Below are 17981 nucleotides of genomic sequence, written 5' to 3'. Positions count from 1 at the left end.
GCGCACGAGGACATCGGGGCCCCGCCCGCATGACGGTACGGCCGGTCGTCCAGCGGCAGGGCCACCCGAATCGCCAGGGGTGAGTTCGGAGCGGCGGACGGGCCGCCCGGCACAGACGAAACCGCCCGCGCGGCAAGCAAACCCGCGCGGGCGGCGTCGTCTAGCGCCGCGACGCCTTAAACGTCGTAGTACAGCGCGAACTCGTACGGGTGCGGCCGGATCTGGACCGGCAGGATCTCGTTCTCCCGCTTGAAGCTGATCCACGTCTCGATCAGGTCGGGCGTGAAAACGCCTCCCTCGGTGAGGTATTCGTGGTCGGCCTCCAGCCGGTCGATTACCGCGGACAGCTGGGTGGGCGCCTGCGGGATGTTGGCGGCCTCCTCGGGCGGCAGCTCGTAGAGGTCCTTGTCGACCGGCGCCTGCGGCTCGATCTTGTTCTTGATGCCGTCCAGGCCGGCCATCAGCATGGCCGAGAACGCCAGATACGGGTTGCCCGACGAGTCGGGGCAACGGAACTCCAGCCGCTTGGCCTTGGGGTTGCTGCCGGTGATCGGGATGCGCACGCACGCCGAGCGGTTGCGCTGGCTGTACACCAGGTTGATCGGGGCCTCGAAGCCGGGAACCAGCCGCTTGTAGGAGTTCACCGTCGGGTTGGTGAAGGCCAGCAGCGACGGGGCGTGGTGCAGCAGGCCGCCGATGTAGTGCCGCGCGGTGTCCGACAGGCCGGCGTAGCCGGTCTCGTCGTACATCAGCGGGGCGCCGTCCTTCCACAGCGACTGGTGGGTGTGCATCCCGGATCCGTTGTCGCCGAACAGCGGCTTGGGCATGAACGTCACGGTCTTGCCGGCCTGCCACGCGGTGTTCTTGACGATGTACTTGTAGAGCTGCATGTCGTCGGCGGCGTGCAGCAAGGTGTTGAACTTGTAGTTGATCTCGGCCTGGCCGCCGCTGCCCACCTCGTGGTGGCCCTTCTCCAGGCTGAAGCCCGACAGGATCAGGTTGTGCAGCATCCTGCTGCGCAGGTCGACGTAGTGGTCGACGGGGGCCACCGGGAAGTAGCCGCCCTTGGGGCGGACCTTGTAACCGCGGTTGGGGCTGCCGTCGTTCTCGTTGGGCTCACCGGTGTTCCACCACCCCGAGATCGCGTCGACCTCGTAGAACGAGCCGTTGGTGCGCGAGTCGAAGCTGACGGAGTCGAAGATGTAGAACTCGGCCTCGGCGCCGAAGTACGCGGTGTCGGCGACGCCGGTGCTGATCAGATAGTTCTCCGCCTTGCGGGCGATGTTGCGCGGGTCGCGCGAGTAGGGCTCGAGGGTGAACGGGTCGTGCACGAAGAAGTTCAGGTTCAGCGTCTTGGCTTCGGTGAACAGGTCGATGCGCGCGGTTTGCGGGTCGGGCAGCAGCAGCATGTCGGACTCGTGGATCGACTGGAACCCGCGAATCGACGAACCGTCGAAGGCCAGGCCGTCCTCGAACACGCTCTCGTCGAAGAACGAAACCGGAATCGTGAAGTGCTGCATGATGCCCGGCAAGTCACAGAACCGGACATCGACAAACTCGACGTTCTCGTCCTTGGCGAGTTTGAAGACGTCGTCGGGCGTCATTTCCGTCACAGAATGCTCCTTTACTTGGTGATCCGCGGCCTGACGCTATGGAGCGCATGTTGCCCGTCAGTCAACTCGATGTTGCGCAGAGGTTACGTGACCATGCTCCCCGCAGCAGAATCCGGGTCGCCCGGCGGGTTCTATTGTGGGGCCATGACCCGCAAGATCGTATCTGGTCGACCGCACGGGCGCACTAGTTCTCGGCGGCCGGGCCGAGCCTCGGGCGGCGTGCTGTGACCGAGGGTTCGCCGGGCGCCCGATCGACCTACCCCGGGGAGCGGCTGGGCCTGCCGGAGCGCGGGGCGGGATCGCTGGCGCCGATGGGCCGCCGGCTCGCGGCGCTGATGATCGACTGGCTGATCGCCTACGGCCTGGCGGCGCTGGCGATGGCGTTCGGCCTCTTCTCCGGACGCATGCTGTCGACCGCCGTGTTGATCGTCTGGCTCGTCCTCGGCCTCGTGTCGGTGCGCCTGTTCACCTTCACCCCGGGGCAGTTGGTGCTCGGTCTGCAGGTGGCGTCGGTGGACGGGCGGGTGCCGGTCGGGGTGGGCCGGTTGGCCGTGCGCGGGCTGCTCGTCGCGCTGGTCATCCCGGCGCTGTTCACCGACGCCGACGGCCGGGGTATGCACGATCGGCTGAGCGGCACCGCGGTGCTGCGCCGCTGAGTTCGGGAGCGACTACCTCCGGCGCACGGTGCGCTGCACGCCGCGCATCTTGCCGGCGTTCGGCAGCGGCCCCTTGGGCATGACGCCGGCGCCGGCGCGCGATCCCAGCGCGGCCAACCGCGACTCCAACGTGTCCATCTGCTTGGCGGTGATGTTGTGCGGCAGCCGGGTGAGGTGCCGCTCCAGCTTGCGCAGCGGAACCTCGCCCTCGCCCCTGCCCACGACTATGTCGTAGATCGGCACCTCCCCGACGACCCGGGCGGTCCGCTTCTTCTCCTGGGCCAGCAGCGGCTTGACCCGGGCCGCCGATCCCTCGCCGACCAGGATCACGCCCGGCCGGCCGAGCACCCGGTGCACCGCGTCGAAGTGGCCGGTCGCGGCGACGCCCGGGGTCACCCGCCACTTGCCGCGCAGGTTGTCCAGCACCCACCCCGCGGCGCCGGCCTGGCCTTCGGCCTTGCCGAACATCGAGCGCTGCGCCCGGCGGCTGAAGATGATGAACGCGACCAGCGCGCCCACCAGCACCCCGAGCGGGATGAGCGTGAGCATGGTGAGCCCGCCGGCCCACACACCGGCGGCCACCGAGACACCGACGATCAGCACGAAGGCGCCGATCATGTACGGCAGCAGGCGCTTGTCCTCCTTGCGCTGCATGTTGAACGCCTGCCAGAACTGACCGCGGCGCTCCTTGGCGGCGGCCTTGCGGGCGGCGGCCGCCTGAGCGCTGGCGGCCTTGTTCTCGGCGGCGGTGCGGGGTTTAGCCATAGTCACCAAGGATACGTTCGCGCGGAATTACGAGGCGCGGCCGCCGACGGCCTGCGCGTACAGCCGCCCGGCCCGGTAGGACGACCGCACCAGCGGGCCGGCCAGCACCCCCGAAAAGCCCAGCGCCTGGGCGTCGCGGGCGAATTCGTCGAACTCCTCGGGCGTCACCCAGCGCTCGACCGGGTGGTGGCGCGCCGTCGGGCGCAGGTATTGGGTGATCGTCACGATGTCGCAGCCGGCGGCGCGCAGGTCGGCCAGCGCGCCGCGCACCTCGTCGGCGGTCTCGCCCAGGCCCAGAATCAGGTTGCTCTTGGTGACCAGGCCGGAGTCGCGGGCCGCGGTGAGCACGGCCAGGCTGCGCCGATAGGTGAACGCCGGCCGGATCCGCTTGAAGATGCGCGGCACCGTTTCGACGTTGTGCGCCAACACTTCCGGGCGCGACCCGAAGACCTCCGCAAGCCGCCGCGGCTCCGCGTTGAAGTCGGGGATCAACAACTCGACGCCGGTCGACGGGTTGAGCTCCTTGATGGCGCGCACGGTCTCCGCGTACAGCCAGGCCCCGCCGTCGGGCAGGTCGTCGCGGGCGACGCCGGTGACCGTCGCATAGCGCAGGCCCATCGCCCGCACGCTGTCGGCGACCCGCCGGGGCTCGTCGCGGTCGAGTTCGGCGGGCTTGCCGGTGTCGATCTGGCAGAAGTCGCAGCGGCGGGTGCACTGGTCGCCGCCGATCAGGAAGGTGGCTTCCCGGTCCTCCCAGCATTCGAAGATGTTGGGGCAGCCGGCTTCTTCACAGACCGTGTGCAGGCCCTCCCGCTGGACGAGGCCCTTCAGCTGGGTGTACTCCGGGCCCATCCGCGCCCGCACCTTGATCCACGGCGGCTTGCGCTCGATCGGGGTCTGCGCGTTGCGCACCTCCAGGCGCAGCAGTTTGCGGCCTTCCGGAGCGACAGTCACGTGGTTGATGCTACGCGGGCGGCGGGCCTTTCACGGACCGGCAGCGCGCCGTCCAGGGCGTCGCACACGGCGGCCGCGACGGCCGCCCGCACCTCGTCGACCGCGACCGTCCGCCCCAATTCGGCCGACAGGGACGTCACGCCGGCGTCGGTGATGCCGCACGGAACGATCGCGCTGTAGGCGCCCAGATCGCAGTCGCAGTTGAGCGCGAAGCCGTGCATCGTCGTCGCGCGTGACACCCGAACGCCGATGGCGGCCACCTTGCGCGCCGGGCGGCCGCCGCCGGCCGGCACCCAAACCCCGGACCGGCCGTCGACCCGAACGGTGTCCAGGCCCAGGTCGGCGCACACCCTCATCAGCGCTTCCTCAAGGCACCGAACGTATTTGACCACGTCGAGCGGTTCGGCCAATCCGATGACCGGGTAGCCGACCAGCTGTCCGGGACCGTGCCAGGTGATTTTGCCGCCCCGATCCGTATCGATCACGGGGGTGCCGTCCACCGGCCGTTCGTGCGGCTCGGTGCGCCGTCCGGCCGTGTAGACCGGCGGGTGCTCGAGGAGCAGCAGCGTGTCCGGACCGCCGGCGACCCGGGCGTCGACCAGGTCGCGCTGCAGCCGCCAGGCCGTGCCGTAGTCGACCGTCCCCAGCTGGCGGACGTCGACCGCGGCCGCGCTCGACCGGATGGAGGGACTCACGTTGGTGACGGTACTCCCCCCGCGAGGGGGCGTGTTTGTACGGCGACACGCCGCGGCGGGCGTACAACTGCGCACCCTCGCGGCAAAAGTCAATCGTGGTCGCGCCGGGCGGTGGCGTAGTCGAGCGCCTCGCCAATGGTGTTGTGGTGGAACTGGAAACCGGCGCGCTCGAGCGCCGACGGGATCGCGCGCTGCCCGATGAGCAGCCCCTCGTCGGCGAACTCGCCGAGCGCGGCCCGCACCGCGAAACCCGGCAGGATCAGCGGCGTGGGGCGGTTGACCGCCCGCCCGAAGGCGGTGGTGAACTCGGCGTTGGTCACCGGCGCCGGCCCGGTCACGTTCACCGGACCCGACAGCGACGGGTGTGAGATGGCGAACAGCAGCGCGCGCACCACGTCCTCGAGGCTGATCCACGACATGTACTGGCGGCCGCTGCCCAGCCGGGCACCCAGGCCCGCCGCGAACAGCGGCCGCAACCGCCGCAGCGCGCCGCCCGACCGGGCCAGCACCACGCCGGTGCGGGCGAGCACCACCCGGGTGCCGGCGTATTGGGCCGGCAGCGTGGCGGCCTCCCAGTCCTCGCACAGCTGGGCCAGGAAACCGCTTCCCGCCCTGGCATTTTCGTCGACCACCCGGTCTTTGGTGTTCCCGTAGTAGCCCACCGCGCTGGCGTTGATCAGGGTTTCGACGCCGGCGTCGGCGACGGCGTTGGCCAGCACCTCGGTGGGGGCGATGCGGCTGTCGCGCAGGCTCTGCTTGAAGGCGCCCGACCAGCGGCGCTGGCCGATGTTGACGCCACACAGGTTGACGACGGCGTCGACGTCGACCAGCGCGTCGGCGTCGAAATCGCCGCTCGCGGGATTCCAGTGCAGTTCCTCGGAATTCGCCGGCGTCCGGCGCACGATGCGCACCACCGGGTGGTCGGCGGCGCGCAACGCCGCGGCCAAGGCCGAGCCGATCAGACCGGACGAACCCGCAATCGCGATGACCGGCTTGGCCACAGTTGTCCAAGCCTCCTAAAGACCCAGGTCAGCCTCGAACGCTGCCTCTTCGAGCCGGTGCTTGATGGTGGTGAGGAAACGTCCGGCATCGGCGCCGTCGATCAGCCGGTGGTCGTAGGTCAGCGGGAGGTAGCACACCGAGCGCACGCCGATCGACTCGTTGCCGAACTCGTCGACGATCACCCGCGGCCGCTTGACGATCGCGCCGGTGCCCAGCATCGCGGCCTGCGGCGGGACCAGGATCGGGGTGTCGAACAACGCGCCCTGGCTGCCGATGTTGGTGATCGTGAAGGTGCCGCCGGCCAACTCGTCGGGCTTCAGATTGCCCGACCGGGCGCGCTCGGCGATGTCGGCGATGGCCCTGGCCAGACCCGCCAGCGACAGGTCGCCGGCGTTGTGCACGACGGGGGAGAGCAGACCCTGGTCGGTGTCGACCGCGAAGCCGAGGTGCTCGGCGTCGTAGTAGGTGATCTCCTTGGTGTCCTCGTTGTAGCTGGCGTTGATGTTGGGGTGGATCTTGAGGGCATCGATCACGGCCCGCGCGATGAACGGCAGGTAGGTGAGGTTGACGCCCTCGCGCTCGGCGAACGCGGACTTGGCCCTGGCCCGCAGGCCCACGATCTTGGTCATGTCGACCTCGTGGGTCTGGGTGAGCTGGGCCGTGGCCTGCAGGGATTCGCGGGTCTTGGCCGCGGTGATCTGACGGATCCTGCTGGCCTTCTGCGTGGTGCCGCGCAGGTGTGCCAGGGCGGGCGCGGGGGTGGCCGCGGCCGGCGCGGCGGCGGGGGCCTGCGCGGGCGCGGCCTTGGCTTCCTGCTTCTTCTGCGCCGCGGCGAGCACGTCCTGTTTGCGGATGCGACCGCCCACGCCGGTGCCCGTGACCTCCGAAAGGTCGATGTTGTTTTCGTTGGCCAGCTTTCGCACCAGCGGGGTCACGTACGGCGCGCCGTCGGCGGCCGGGCCGCCGGCCTCCGTGGCGGGCGGGGCCTGGGCCGGTTGCGGTTTCGGCGCGGGGGCCGGTGCGGGCGGTTTGGCCTCGGAAACCGGCTGCGGCGCGGGTTTCGGCTCCGGCCTGGGTTCGGGTTTCGGCTCCGGCTTGGGCGCGGGCGGGGCTGCCGGGGCGGACGGGGCGCTCGCGCCGGATGCCTCCGCGCCCGAGCCGATGCGGGCCAGCTCGCCGCCCACCGGCACGGTGGCGTCCTCCTCGGCGGTGATGCTGACCAGGACGCCGGCCACCGGGGAGGGGATTTCGGTGTCCACCTTGTCGGTGGACACCTCCACCAGCGGCTCGTCGACCTGAACCGAGTCGCCGACCTTCTTCAACCAGCGCGTCACGGTGCCCTCGGCGACCGACTCGCCGAGCTCGGGCATCAGCACCGGCTTGGAGTCGCCGGAAGCATCGCCCCCGGTCGCGGGCGGCGCCGCGGGCTCGGGCTCGGGCTCGGCCGCGGCCTGGGGTTGCGGCTGAGGCTCGGGTTCCGGCTCGGGCTCCGGTTCCGGCTCGCTGGGCGCCGCGGGCTGGGCCTGCGGCTGCTCGCCCGCGTCGCCGATGACGGCGAGTTCGCCGCCCACCTCGACGGTGTCGTCCTCCTGGGCGACGATCTTGGTCAGCACGCCCGCGGCCGGCGACGGGATTTCGGTGTCGACCTTGTCGGTCGACACCTCGACGAGGGGCTCGTCGAGTTCGACCGTGTCGCCTTCCTGCTTGAGCCAGCGCGTGACCGTCCCCTCGGTGACGCTTTCACCGAGTGCCGGCATCTGGACGGAGAAGACCATTTGTGTTGACTCCTCGATCGCTCGTGGGTCGGGGGCGGGTCGATGTCGCTAACCAAAACTATCCTGTCATTGCGCCCGCGCCGGCACACATCCAGGGCGGACGGCGCGCGGTTGCCCGGGCACCCCGAACACCCTTGCTACGGTGTGGCGACGTAGCCAGAGCGGGAGGTCCGATGCCGGCAATTCAACAGGTGCCCCAGCGGTTCGTCGACAGCGCGGACGGCGCGCGTATCGCCGTCTACGAGGAGGGCAACCGCGCGGGCCCGACCGTCGTGCTGGTGCACGGCTTCCCCGACTCCCACGTGCTGTGGGACGGCGTCGTCCCGCTGCTGGCCGAGCGGTTCCGCGTCGTCCGCTACGACAACCGCGGCGTCGGCATGTCGTCGGCGCCCAAGCCGGTGTCCGGCTACACCATGGCCCGGTTCGCCGACGACTTCGCCGCGGTGATCGGCGAGCTGAGCCCCGGCGGCCCGGTGCACGTGCTGGCCCACGACTGGGGCTCGGTCGGCATCTGGGAGTACCTGAAGCGCCCCGGCGCCGGCGACCGGGTCGCCTCGTTCACGTCGGTGTCCGGCCCGAGCCGGGACCAGCTGGTCGAATACATCTTCGGCGGGCTGCGACGGCCCTGGCGCCCGCGCAGGTTCGTGCGGGCGGTCAGCCAGGCGCTGCGGCTGACATACATGGTGTTCTTCTCGATCCCGGTGCTGGCGCCGCTGTTCCTGCGCCTGGCGCTGTCGATCCCTGCCCTGCGGCGAAACGCGGTCGACAACATCCCCGACGACAAGATCCACCACTCCGCCAAGTTGCCCAGCGACGCCGCCCACTCGGTGAAAACGTATCCCGCCAACTACTTTCGGTCGTTCTCCCGGAAGCGCGAGCTGCACGTCGTGGACGTGCCGGTGCAACTGATCGTCAACACCCGGGACAAGTACGTGCGGCCCTACGGGTTCGACGACGCGGCGCGCTGGGTGCCGCGGTTGTGGCGCCGCGACATCAGGGCGGGCCACTTCTCGCCGATGTCGCATCCGCAGGTGATGGCGGCGGCGGTGCACGACTTCGCCGACCTGGCCGACGGCAAACAGCCGAGCCGCGCGATGCTGCGCGCCCAAGTCGGGCGCCCGCGCGGCGACTTCGGCGACACCCTGGTGTCGGTCACCGGCGCGGGCAGCGGCATCGGCCGGGAGACGGCGTTCGCCTTCGCCCGCGCGGGCGCCGAGCTGGTGGTCAGCGACATCGACGAGGCCACCGTCAAGGAGACCGCCGCCGAGATCGCCGCGCGCGGCGGCGTCGCGCATCCGTACGTGCTCGACGTGTCCGACGCCGGCGCCGTCGAGGCGTTCGCCGAGCGCGTCAGCGCCGAGCACGGCGTCCCGGACATCGTGGTCAACAACGCCGGCATCGGTGCGGCGGGCGGCTTCCTGGACACCCCGGCCGAGGACTTCGACCGGGTGCTCGACATCAACCTGGGCGGCGTCGTCAACTGCTGCCGGGCCTTCGGCCGGCGCCTGGTCGAGCGCGGCACCGGCGGCTACATCGTCAATGTGGCGTCGATGGCCGCCTTTTCGCCGCTGGGGTCATTGAGCGCCTACTGCACCTCCAAGGCGGCCACCTACATGTTCTCCGACTGCCTGCGCGCCGAGCTCGACGCCGCCGGGGTCGGGTTGACCACGATCTGCCCCGGCGTGATCAACACCAACATCATCAGCACCACCCGGTTCAGCGCGCCGGCCGGCAAGGATCAACGCGTCGATGACCGTCGGGGCCAGATCGGCAGGCTGTTCGCGCTGCGCCGCTACGGGCCGGACAAGGTCGCCAACGCGATCCTGTCGTCGGTCAGGAAGCAGAAACCGATCCGTCCCGTCGCGCCGGAAGCCTATGCGGTCTACGGTCTTTCGCGCGTGGCCCCGCAGGCGTTGCGCAACGCCGCGCGAGTGCGCGTGATCTAGACCGTTCGGGACCCCGCTGGTCGTCGCACCAACAGCGCGCCGCCGATCGCGACGACCCCGATGACGGCCAACGGGATGGTCCAGCTCCGCCGGCCGTTCACCGACGACTGGCACTGCGCCACGTAGTCGGTGTGGGGCAGGACCTGGTTGAGGATGGGGATGTTGGCGCCGTTCTTGTCGTTGGCGTTCCTGGCGCTGTTCAGGTCCATGGCGATTCCGTTCCCGCACGAGACGGAATTGCCGTTGCCGTCCGATACGGACACCGGCACCAACAGACCGATGATCCCGGCCAGCAAAAGCACGGCGCCCACTGCGATGATGATCCGTCGCACAGTCACTATTAGCCTCCCGTCAAACGCGAGTGTCGTAACGGCGTAGTAACCACTGGCCGCCGCCCCTAAACCGGTCGCCGGCGGCCGATGCGGCGCATGGTTCCCGCCGGGTGGGGTACTCGGGGGCAATGACTGCGACTCGACAGATGGCGACCACCCGCGAAGTGCGGGCTCCCCGCCAGCAGATCTGGGATGCGATGAGCGATGGATGGACGTATGCGCAGTGGGTGGTGGGCAACAGCCGGACCCGCGCGGTCGACCCGAACTGGCCGCGACCCGGCTCCGCCATCAAGCACTCGGTAGGGGTGTGGCCGCTGGTGATCAGCGACGCGACGGTGGTCGAAAGTTGCACGCCCGGCGAGGAACTCGTGCTGCGCGCCGGGCTCGGGGCGCTGGGCTCGGCACGGATAACGCTGCGCCTCAAGGACATCCCGGACGGCTGCCGCATCGAGATGATCGAGACGCCGGCTTCCGGGCCGCTGCGGATCCTTCCCGACCGCCTGGTGCTGGCCGCCGTCTATCCGCGCAACCGGGAGTGCCTGTGGCGGTTGGCGGCGCTCGCCGAACGCCTCGAGCCCAGCCAGGTCAAGTAGGGCATGACGGACGAGACCGCCGACGCCGTCGTCATCGGCGCCGGGCACCACGGGCTGGTGGCGGCGTCGGTGCTGGCCGACGCCGGGTGGGACGTGCTGGTGCTGGAGGCCCAGCCGGAGCCGGGCGGCGCGGTGCGCAGCGCCGAACTGACACCGGGGTACATCACAGACCTGTTCAGCTCGTTCTACCCCATGACGGTCGCCTCGCCGGCGATGTCGGCGCTGCGGCTCGAAGAGCACGGGCTGCGATGGTCGCGAGCGCCGGCGGTGGTGGGCCACCCGGGAGGCGCCACCGACGACGACCCGCCCATCGTCTACCCCGACCCGGCCCGCACCGCAACGGAATTCGCCCGCCGGGAGCCCACCGACGGCGACAACTGGTGGCGCGCCGTGGAACTGTGGCAGAAAATCAAGGCGCCACTGCTGGACGCCATGCTGGCGCCGTTTCCGCCCGTGCGCCCGATGCTGCGGCTGCTGCTGAAGCTGGGCACCGGCGACGCGGTGCGGCTCGCCAGCCTGTTGATCCAGCCCGCCAACACCATGGCGCAGCAGTTGTTCGACGGCGAGGCGCCGCGAATGCTGTTGCTGGGCAACGCGATGCACGCCGACGTCCCGCCGGACGCGCCCGTCAGCGGTGCGATGGGCTTCCTGATGACGATGCTGGCCCAGGACGGCGGCTGGCCGGTGCCAGTCGGCGGTTCGGGCCAGCTGACGGCGGCGCTGGTGCGCCGCGCCGAATCGGCCGGCGCGCGAATCGAATGCAATCAGAACGTGTCCCGCATCCAGGTGCGCGGCGGCCGGGCGGTCGGGGTGACCACCGCGGCCGGTCTCACGGTCCGCGCGCGCCGGGCCATCGTGGCCGACGTGACCGCGCCGCGGCTGTTCTGCGACATGCTGCCCGAGGACGCCGTCCCGGCCGCGCTGCGCCGCGAACTCGAGCACTACGTCTGGGACCCGCCGGTGGTGAAGGTCAACTACGCGCTCGACGGCCCCATTCCGTGGCGGGCGAAGAGCCTGCGGGGCGTCGGCACCGTCCACCTGGGGGCCGACGCCGACGGGCTGGTGCGCTGGATGGCCGACCTGAACACCCGGGTGGTGCCCGAGCATCCGTTCATGCTGCTGGGGCAGACCACCACGGCGGACCCCAGCCGATCGCCGCAGGGCACCGAAAGTGTTTGGGCTTACACGCATTTGCCGCGCAACGTGGCAGACGACGTCGCGGCCGAGCGCCTCGCCAAGTCGATGGACCACGTCATCGAGGAGCACGCTCCCGGCTTCGGCGCGGCCGTGATCGACCGGTTCGTGCAGCGCCCGTCGGACCTGGAGGCCAGCGACGCCAACCTGCACCTGGGCGCGCTGAACGGCGGCACCGCGCAGTTGCAGCAGATGCTGATTTTTCGTCCCGCGCCGGGGATGGGCCGCGCCGAAACCCCGGTCGAGGGCCTGTATCTGGGCAGCGCGTCGGCCACCCCCGGCGGATCGGTGCACGGCGCGTGCGGGCGCAACGCGGCTAACGCCGCGCTGGCCGCGGCGGGCGTGACGGGCTGGCCGCGCCGCCGGATCCGGCGAGCCGTGACCGCGCTGCTCACGAACTAGACATCGGCGCCGAGCCGGGCGGTCAGCCGTTTTCGCAGATGTCCTCCAGCACCGCGAACATGGTGCGGGTCGGCACCCCGGTGGCGCCCTTGGGCGAATAGCCCCACGGGCTGCCGGTGTTGTAGGCCGGGCCGGCCACGTCGAGGTGCGCCCACGCCACTCCGTCGGCGACGAACTCCCGCAGGAACACCCCGGCCACCAGCATGCCGGCGAAGCGTTGCCCGCTGATGTTGGACAGGTCGGCGACCGTGGACTTCAGGTCGTCCTTGAGCTCGTCGGGCAGCGGCATCGGCCAGCCGTTCTCGCCCACCCGCTGCGAGATCGCCGCAACACGGTCCCGGAACTCGTCGCTGCCCATCACCCCGGGGATCCGGGCGCCCAGCGCCACCGTCTGCGCGCCGGTCAGCGTGGACGTCTCGATCAGGTAGTCGGGGTTGTCCTCGCAGGCCCGGACGATGGCGTCGGCCAGGATCAGCCGGCCTTCGGCGTCGGTGTTCTGCACCTCGACCGTGATTCCGCCGTACTGGGTCAGCACGTCGCCCGGGCGCTGCGCCGTCGCCGACGGCATGTTCTCGGCCATCGGCACCGTGGCGATGACGTCGATGGGCAGCTGCTGCTGCGCGGCCAGCGCGACGGTCGCGATGACCGCCGCCGCGCCGCCCATGTCGGATGTCATGTAGTGCATCGACGCGGCCGGCTTGATCGAGATGCCGCCGGTGTCGAACGTGATGCCCTTGCCGACCAAAGCGACTCGCTTTCCAGCCTTGCCCTTCTTGCCCTTGGCCAGCTTGGAGCCCCGATGAATGAGCCGCACCAGCCGTGGCGGGCGCGACGAGCCCTGCCCGACGCCGATCACCCCGCCGTACCCGGCCTTCTGCAGCGCCTTGTCGTCGAGCACCTCCACCTCGAGGCCGACGGCTTCGCCCAAAGCCTTTGCGCGCTTGGCGAATTCGGCCGGGTAGAGTAGGTTCGGCGGGGTGTTGACCAGGTCGCGGGCGGTGGCGACCGCGGTCGCGACGGCCGCGCCGTGCGCGCTGTCCTTCTTGGCGTCCTTGGCGGTGGACAGCACCGTGATCCTGCGCAGCCCGTTGTCCTTGGGGGCGGTCTTGTCGCTGCGGAACTCGGTGAACCGGTAGCTGCCCAGGATCAGCCCCTCGACGGCGGCCGCGCAGACGTCGTCGCCGGGCAGCTGCCCCAGCGTGGTGAGCACCGCCTCGGCCCCGCCCAGGGAGCGGGCCGCCACGCCGGCGGCACGACGGATCACCTCGGCCGGCCATTCGGAGCGCGGTTTGCCCAACCCGATCGTCAGGACACTGGCCACCGGCAGCGCCGGCACCACCAGCCGGTGCACCTGCTCGGCGGCGCCGGTGGCCTCCAGCGCCCGCAGGCCGGACTCGATCTCGGCGACGGCGTCCGCGGACAGGAACGGCCCGGCCGCCGAGACGACCGCGCCCGGCCTGTCGTCGTCGCCGGTCGAGACGACCGGCACCAGCAATACCGCGGAAGTCGCGCCGCGTTTGGGCAGCGCGGTGGCGACGTTGACGGTGGGGGCGTGATAGCCCGGTTCGGTGGTGGTCACGGCAAACCACCCTAGTCACCCGCGCCGCTGCTTTCCCGCCTATGCAGGTCGAACGCGGTCACGGGGGCCTCGAAACCCTTGAGCGTCAGCGGGCCGTGGGGCACCGCGGGCCAGCCCGGCAACTGCCGGTGCAGCTCGGCCGCGGCCAGGATCTGTCTCGGCGCGGCGACGGCCACCAGCCGGGCGGCCAGGTTCACCGGGAGGCCGAAGTAGTCGCCGTTGATGGCGAGCACCTCGCCGTACGCGAGACCGGCGCGCACGTCCAGGCCCGCCTCGAGCGCCCGCGGATGGTCGACCAGATCCACCGCCGCCTGCGCGAGCCGCTCGGGCGCCGAGCACACCCACATCACGGCGTCGCCGATGAACTTCACCACCCGGCCGCCGTCGGCGTGCACCACGTCCGCGACGGTGCCGCCGAACTCGGTGAGCAGTTCCGACAGCTGCGCGGGCGTCAAGGACTGGGTCAACGCGGTGAAGCTGGACAGATCGGCAAAACCGATGCCGCACACCACGCTCGGCGACGTGTCGCGCAGGACGCCCTCGAAGTGGGTTCGGGCGCTGGTCAGGTGATGGCGGTGCACCACGTCGATCAGGGCTCCGATGCGGGGCACGAACTCGGCGACCGACCGGTACGCCTGCGCCGTGGCCAGCTCGTCGTGGGTGTGGTTCATCTGGATGTCCGGCGTCCCGGCGCGGATCACCGTCGACTCGGCCTCCGCCAGCCGGGCCATGGTGGCGCCGAGCACCCGCAGCATCCCGAGCGCGCCTTCCTCGCCGACCACCGACTTGAGCGCGACCCACGTCGCCAGCGCGTCGACGTCGGCCTGGCTCAGCGCGGGCACATCGGGGCCGGCGACGGTCAGGCCGAGCAAGGCCCACGCGTGCGCCACCTCGTCGGCGGACAGGCCGAGCCGCTCGGCCGCGGACTGCACCGTGTAGATCGGGCGGCCCGACCAGGCCACGACGTCGCCGGCCAGCCCGAACAGCCGCCCGCGCCGTTCGGCCTCGACCATGTCGTCGAGGGTGAAGCCGAGCCCGTGCAGGTACCTGATCAGGTCGGCCCGCTCGCGGGCGTCGGCGATACCCGCGGCCTCCAACTCTTCGAAGTCCAAGGAGTCGAGCGGACCGGACACCTGCCCAAGTGTGCCAGCTGCGGAGGCCATTAGGGTGGGTCGTCGTGACCGAGCTGCAGCACGGACCGCTGGAAGACCGCCACCGCGCCCTGGGCGCCAGTTTCGCGGAGTTCAGCGGCTGGTCGATGCCGGTGTCCTACGCGGGCACGGTCAGCGAACACAACGCCACCCGCGACGCGGTCGGTCTGTTCGACGTCAGCCACCTCGGCAAGGCCCTGGTGCGCGGCCCGGGCGCCGCGCAGTTCGTCAACTCCGCGCTCACCAACGACCTGGGCCGCATCGGCCCGGGCAGGGCGCAATACACGTTGTGCTGCACCGAATCCGGCGGTGTCATCGACGATCTCATCGCCTACTACGTCGCCGACGACGAGATCTTCCTGGTGCCCAACGCCGCCAACACCGCCGCGGTGGTCGAGGCGCTGCGGGCGGCGGCCGAGTCCGGTTCGGGACCCGGGCTGACCATCACCAACGAGCACCGCTCGTATGCGGTGCTGGCGGTGCAGGGCCCGCGATCGGCGGGCGTGCTCGCCGAGCTGGGCCTGCCGGCCGACATGGATTACATGGGCTACGCCGATGCCTCGTTTTCGGGAGTGCCGGTGCGGGTCTGCCGGACCGGCTACACCGGCGAGCACGGCTACGAGCTGCTGCCGCCCTGGGACTCCGCGGGAGCGGTGTTCGACGCGCTGATCGCGGCGGTGACGGCCGCCGGGGGAGCCCCGGCCGGCCTGGGCGCCCGCGACACGCTGCGCACCGAGATGGGCTATCCGCTGCACGGGCACGAGCTTTCGCTCGACATCTCGCCGCTGCAGGCGCGCTGCGGGTGGGCGGTGGGCTGGAAGAAGGACGCCTTCTTCGGCCGCGACGCGCTGCTGGCCGAGAAGGCGGCGGGACCGCGACGGCTGTTGCGGGGGCTGCGGATGGTCGGCCGCGGGGTGTTGCGCCCCGGGCTGACGGTGCTGGCCGGGGACGCTCCGGTCGGGTTCACCACGTCGGGGACGTTCTCGCCGACGCTGCAGGCCGGCATCGGGCTGGCGCTGATCGACACCGACGCCGGAATCGACGACGGCGCGCACGTCACCGTCGACGTCCGCGGCCGCGCCGTCGAGTGCGAGGTGGTGCGCCCGCCGTTCGTCGACCTCAAAACGCGTTAGCCGCCAGGGGTTCACGTGAGGAAAACCCGTTGCCGCACGGATATAGAATCGGCCCCATGACCAGCGGCTCACTCGAGTTCACGGTTCTACGCGCGTCTAATCCGGCGACCGACGCAGAACGTGAATCCATTCTGGCGGAGCCGGGTTTCGGCAAGTACTTCACCGACCACATGGTGTCGATCGACTACGACGAGGGCCAGGGTTGGCACAACGCGCGCGTCATCCCCTACGGCCCGATCGAATTGGACCCGTCGGCGATCGTGCTGCACTACGCGCAGGAAGTCTTCGAGGGGCTCAAGGCATACCGCTGGGCGGACGGCTCGATCGTGTCGTTCCGCGCGGAGGCCAACGCGGTGAGGATGCGTTCGTCGGCGCGGCGGCTGGCGATTCCCGAGCTGCCGGAGGGCCTCTTCGTCGAATCCCTCTGCCAGCTCGTCGCTGTCGACAAGGCGTGGGTGCCCCGCAGCGGCGGCGAGGAGGCGCTGTACCTGCGGCCGTTCATCTTCGCGACCGAGCCGGGACTGGGTGTGCGGCCGGCCAAGCAGTACCGCTACCTGCTGATCGCCTCGCCGGCCGGCGCCTACTTCAAGGGCGGCATCAGCCCCGTCACCGTGTGGGTGTCGACGGAATACGTGCGGGCCAGCCCCGGCGGCACCGGCGCGGCCAAGTTCGGCGGGAACTACGCCGCCTCGCTGCTGGCCCAGGCCCAGGCCGCCGAAAACGGTTGCGACCAAGTGGTATGGCTGGATGCGGTCGAGCGCCGCTTCATCGAAGAGATGGGCGGGATGAACCTGTTCTTCGTCTTCGGCAGCGGCGGATCGGCGCGGCTGGTCACCCCGGAGCTGTCCGGCTCGCTGCTGCCCGGCATCACCCGGGACTCGTTGCTGCAGTTGGCCATTGATGCCGGATTCTCGGTCGAGGAGCGCAGGATCGACATCGACGAGTGGCAGAAGAAGGCCGCCGCCGGCGAGATCACCGAGGTGTTCGCCTGCGGCACCGCCGCCGTGATCACGCCGGTTTCCCGGGTGAAGTACGGCGACCACGAGTTCACGATCGCCGACGGGCAACCGGGCGAGGTGACGATGGCGCTGCGTGACACGCTGACCGGGATCCAGCGGGGCACCTTCGCTGACACGCACGGCTGGATGGCCCGCCTGGACTAGGCGGTGCGCCCGAACGGCGAGATCCCGCCCGCGGGCGGGTCATCGACGAGGTCAGCCGAACCGTTGATCGGCGCGTCACCGGGCGGAAGCGAGCAACGCGTTCGCGTCTACAGCCGGGCACAGCGAGGGCGCCGGGCCCGCGCCCCGTGTCGGTAGCGAGTCGGATCGGAAAAACCAGTGCGCGTTGCAACGCGGCGGGCTACCCTACGTTCGTCCTGGACGACGCCCCGTGCGGGCGGCCGCCCACACCGGATATGCGAAAGCCCGATGATGGTGACTTTCCCGAAGAGCAGTTCCTCGGCGCCGCGTCGGCCCTCCGGTTGCAAGACCAACCCGGGCCGTGCGGCGGTGCATCACGCGAACGACGCTGCGCCCCAACCACATCCGCGGGTGCGCCGCCTGCCGGTCGGTGCGGCCGGCCTGCTGTGCCTCGCGCTGCTGACAACCGCCCCGCCACCGACCGCCAACGCACAGGTTCCGCTCGCCGACTGGCTTTCCCGCTCGGCGGTGCCGGTCGAAGGCATCCACCGGGCGGAGAACGACGCCTTCGGCGTCCTGCAGGCGGAGGGGCCGATCGATGCCGATCAGTTGCAAGCGGATTGCACCGGACTCCACGATGCCAATGAAGGGTTGCGGAACGGAATGCCCACTCCGGACCCGAGATTGACCGTCGAGGTTCAGCAGGCCATCGACAACTTCGACACGGCTGCGCAGTCCTGCATCGAGGCCGTTGCGACCCACAGCATGACCAAACTGGACGATTTCGTGTCCGCCCTGAAAACGGCGGAACGGCACCTGTCCAGAGCCGACACGATCCTCGTGGCACTGGCTGCTCCGGGGTGAACAACGATGCCGGTCCATAACGCGCCCACGTCCGCGGCGCACGCGTTCGTCACCGGGCACGAGGAGGCTCGATGAAGCGACTCGCCGTCGCCGCCGTCGCCGCGCTGACGCTGCTGGTCGCGGGTTGTTCGAAACCCCCGAGGACTGCGTGATCGAGATCGGCGCGGCGCACCTGCCGGAGGATG

The 17981-nt window shown here is 70.6% G+C and carries 16 protein-coding genes; 7 read left to right on the top strand and 9 right to left on the bottom strand.

What is annotated here, in order from left to right; all coding sequences use genetic code 11:
- Positions 1-176: 176 nt before the first annotated feature.
- Entirely contained in the window at positions 177-1613 is a 1437-nt protein-coding gene (glnA, locus tag A5705_RS02245) for a type I glutamate--ammonia ligase (RefSeq protein WP_067874361.1), read from the bottom strand.
- A gap of 224 nt (positions 1614-1837) precedes the next feature.
- Here glnA and A5705_RS02240 point away from each other — a divergent pair, with 224 nt between their 5' ends.
- Complete coding sequence (locus tag A5705_RS02240) at positions 1838-2269, top strand: RDD family protein (RefSeq protein WP_067874370.1); 432 nt, start codon at positions 1838-1840, stop codon at positions 2267-2269.
- 12 nt (positions 2270-2281) lie between these two features.
- Here A5705_RS02240 and A5705_RS02235 read toward each other — a convergent pair whose 3' ends face one another.
- The 5 genes from A5705_RS02235 to sucB form a co-directional block, all read right to left on the bottom strand.
- Positions 2282-3034: a DUF4191 domain-containing protein gene (locus tag A5705_RS02235; protein ID WP_068275037.1), complete on the bottom strand. Its 753-nt coding sequence runs from the start codon at positions 3032-3034 to the stop codon at positions 2282-2284.
- Positions 3035-3061: 27 nt separating this feature from the next.
- Complete coding sequence (lipA, locus tag A5705_RS02230) at positions 3062-3988, bottom strand: lipoyl synthase (RefSeq protein WP_068275034.1); 927 nt, start codon at positions 3986-3988, stop codon at positions 3062-3064.
- Positions 3985-4683: a lipoyl(octanoyl) transferase LipB gene (lipB, locus tag A5705_RS02225; RefSeq protein WP_068275031.1), complete on the bottom strand. Its 699-nt coding sequence runs from the start codon at positions 4681-4683 to the stop codon at positions 3985-3987. The genes lipA and lipB overlap by 4 nt, the downstream gene beginning before the upstream one ends.
- Before the next feature lie 89 nt (positions 4684-4772).
- The gene (locus tag A5705_RS02220; protein WP_068275028.1) at positions 4773-5684 is read right to left on the bottom strand and encodes a TIGR01777 family oxidoreductase; all 912 of its coding nucleotides are present in this window, start codon (positions 5682-5684) and stop codon (positions 4773-4775) included.
- Between the two features lie 15 nt (positions 5685-5699).
- A complete protein-coding gene (gene sucB / locus A5705_RS02215; RefSeq protein ID WP_068275025.1) occupies positions 5700-7460 on the bottom strand; it encodes a 2-oxoglutarate dehydrogenase, E2 component, dihydrolipoamide succinyltransferase in 1761 nt (586 codons plus the stop codon).
- Between the two features lie 173 nt (positions 7461-7633).
- On the opposite strand from sucB, the gene A5705_RS02210 reads away from it, so the two are divergent.
- The gene (locus A5705_RS02210; protein WP_068275022.1) at positions 7634-9406 is read left to right on the top strand and encodes an SDR family oxidoreductase; all 1773 of its coding nucleotides are present in this window, start codon (positions 7634-7636) and stop codon (positions 9404-9406) included.
- Here A5705_RS02210 and A5705_RS02205 read toward each other — a convergent pair.
- On the bottom strand, positions 9403-9744 hold the full coding sequence (locus A5705_RS02205) for an aminopeptidase (RefSeq protein WP_067874383.1): 342 nt from the start codon (positions 9742-9744) through the stop codon (positions 9403-9405). The two genes, A5705_RS02210 and A5705_RS02205, sit on opposite strands and share 4 nt — an antisense overlap.
- A gap of 122 nt (positions 9745-9866) precedes the next feature.
- On the opposite strand from A5705_RS02205, the gene A5705_RS02200 reads away from it, so the two are divergent.
- Both A5705_RS02200 and A5705_RS02195 read left to right on the top strand, forming a co-directional pair.
- Positions 9867-10331, top strand: coding sequence for an SRPBCC family protein (locus A5705_RS02200; RefSeq protein WP_231964232.1), 465 nt, complete (start codon positions 9867-9869; stop codon positions 10329-10331).
- 3 nt (positions 10332-10334) lie between these two features.
- Positions 10335-11927: an NAD(P)/FAD-dependent oxidoreductase gene (locus tag A5705_RS02195; RefSeq protein WP_068275019.1), complete on the top strand. Its 1593-nt coding sequence runs from the start codon at positions 10335-10337 to the stop codon at positions 11925-11927.
- Between the two features lie 22 nt (positions 11928-11949).
- Here A5705_RS02195 and A5705_RS02190 read toward each other — a convergent pair whose 3' ends face one another.
- A complete protein-coding gene (locus A5705_RS02190) occupies positions 11950-13506 on the bottom strand; it encodes a leucyl aminopeptidase (protein WP_068275016.1) in 1557 nt (518 codons plus the stop codon).
- Positions 13507-13517: 11 nt separating this feature from the next.
- Positions 13518-14669: an adenylate/guanylate cyclase domain-containing protein gene (locus tag A5705_RS02185; protein WP_068275398.1), complete on the bottom strand. Its 1152-nt coding sequence runs from the start codon at positions 14667-14669 to the stop codon at positions 13518-13520.
- A 14-nt stretch (positions 14670-14683) separates the two neighbouring features.
- Between A5705_RS02185 and gcvT the strand changes: the two genes are divergently transcribed.
- The 3 genes from gcvT to A5705_RS02170 all read left to right on the top strand — a co-directional run bounded on the left by gcvT (position 14684) and on the right by A5705_RS02170 (position 17796).
- Entirely contained in the window at positions 14684-15790 is a 1107-nt protein-coding gene (gene gcvT / locus A5705_RS02180) for a glycine cleavage system aminomethyltransferase GcvT (RefSeq protein WP_197516888.1), read from the top strand.
- A gap of 56 nt (positions 15791-15846) precedes the next feature.
- Complete coding sequence (locus tag A5705_RS02175) at positions 15847-16953, top strand: branched-chain amino acid aminotransferase (protein ID WP_067874407.1); 1107 nt, start codon at positions 15847-15849, stop codon at positions 16951-16953.
- A gap of 267 nt (positions 16954-17220) precedes the next feature.
- Positions 17221-17796, top strand: a complete 576-nt coding sequence (locus A5705_RS02170) for a hypothetical protein (RefSeq protein WP_156738252.1) — start codon at positions 17221-17223, stop codon at positions 17794-17796.
- Positions 17797-17981 lie beyond the last annotated feature (185 nt).

It is taken from the genome of Mycobacterium sp. E787, assembly GCF_001668725.1.
GTDB lineage: Bacteria > Actinomycetota > Actinomycetes > Mycobacteriales > Mycobacteriaceae > Mycobacterium.
The sequence above is the reverse complement of the archived record's forward strand: the minus strand, read 5'-3'. Positions and strand labels throughout refer to the sequence as shown.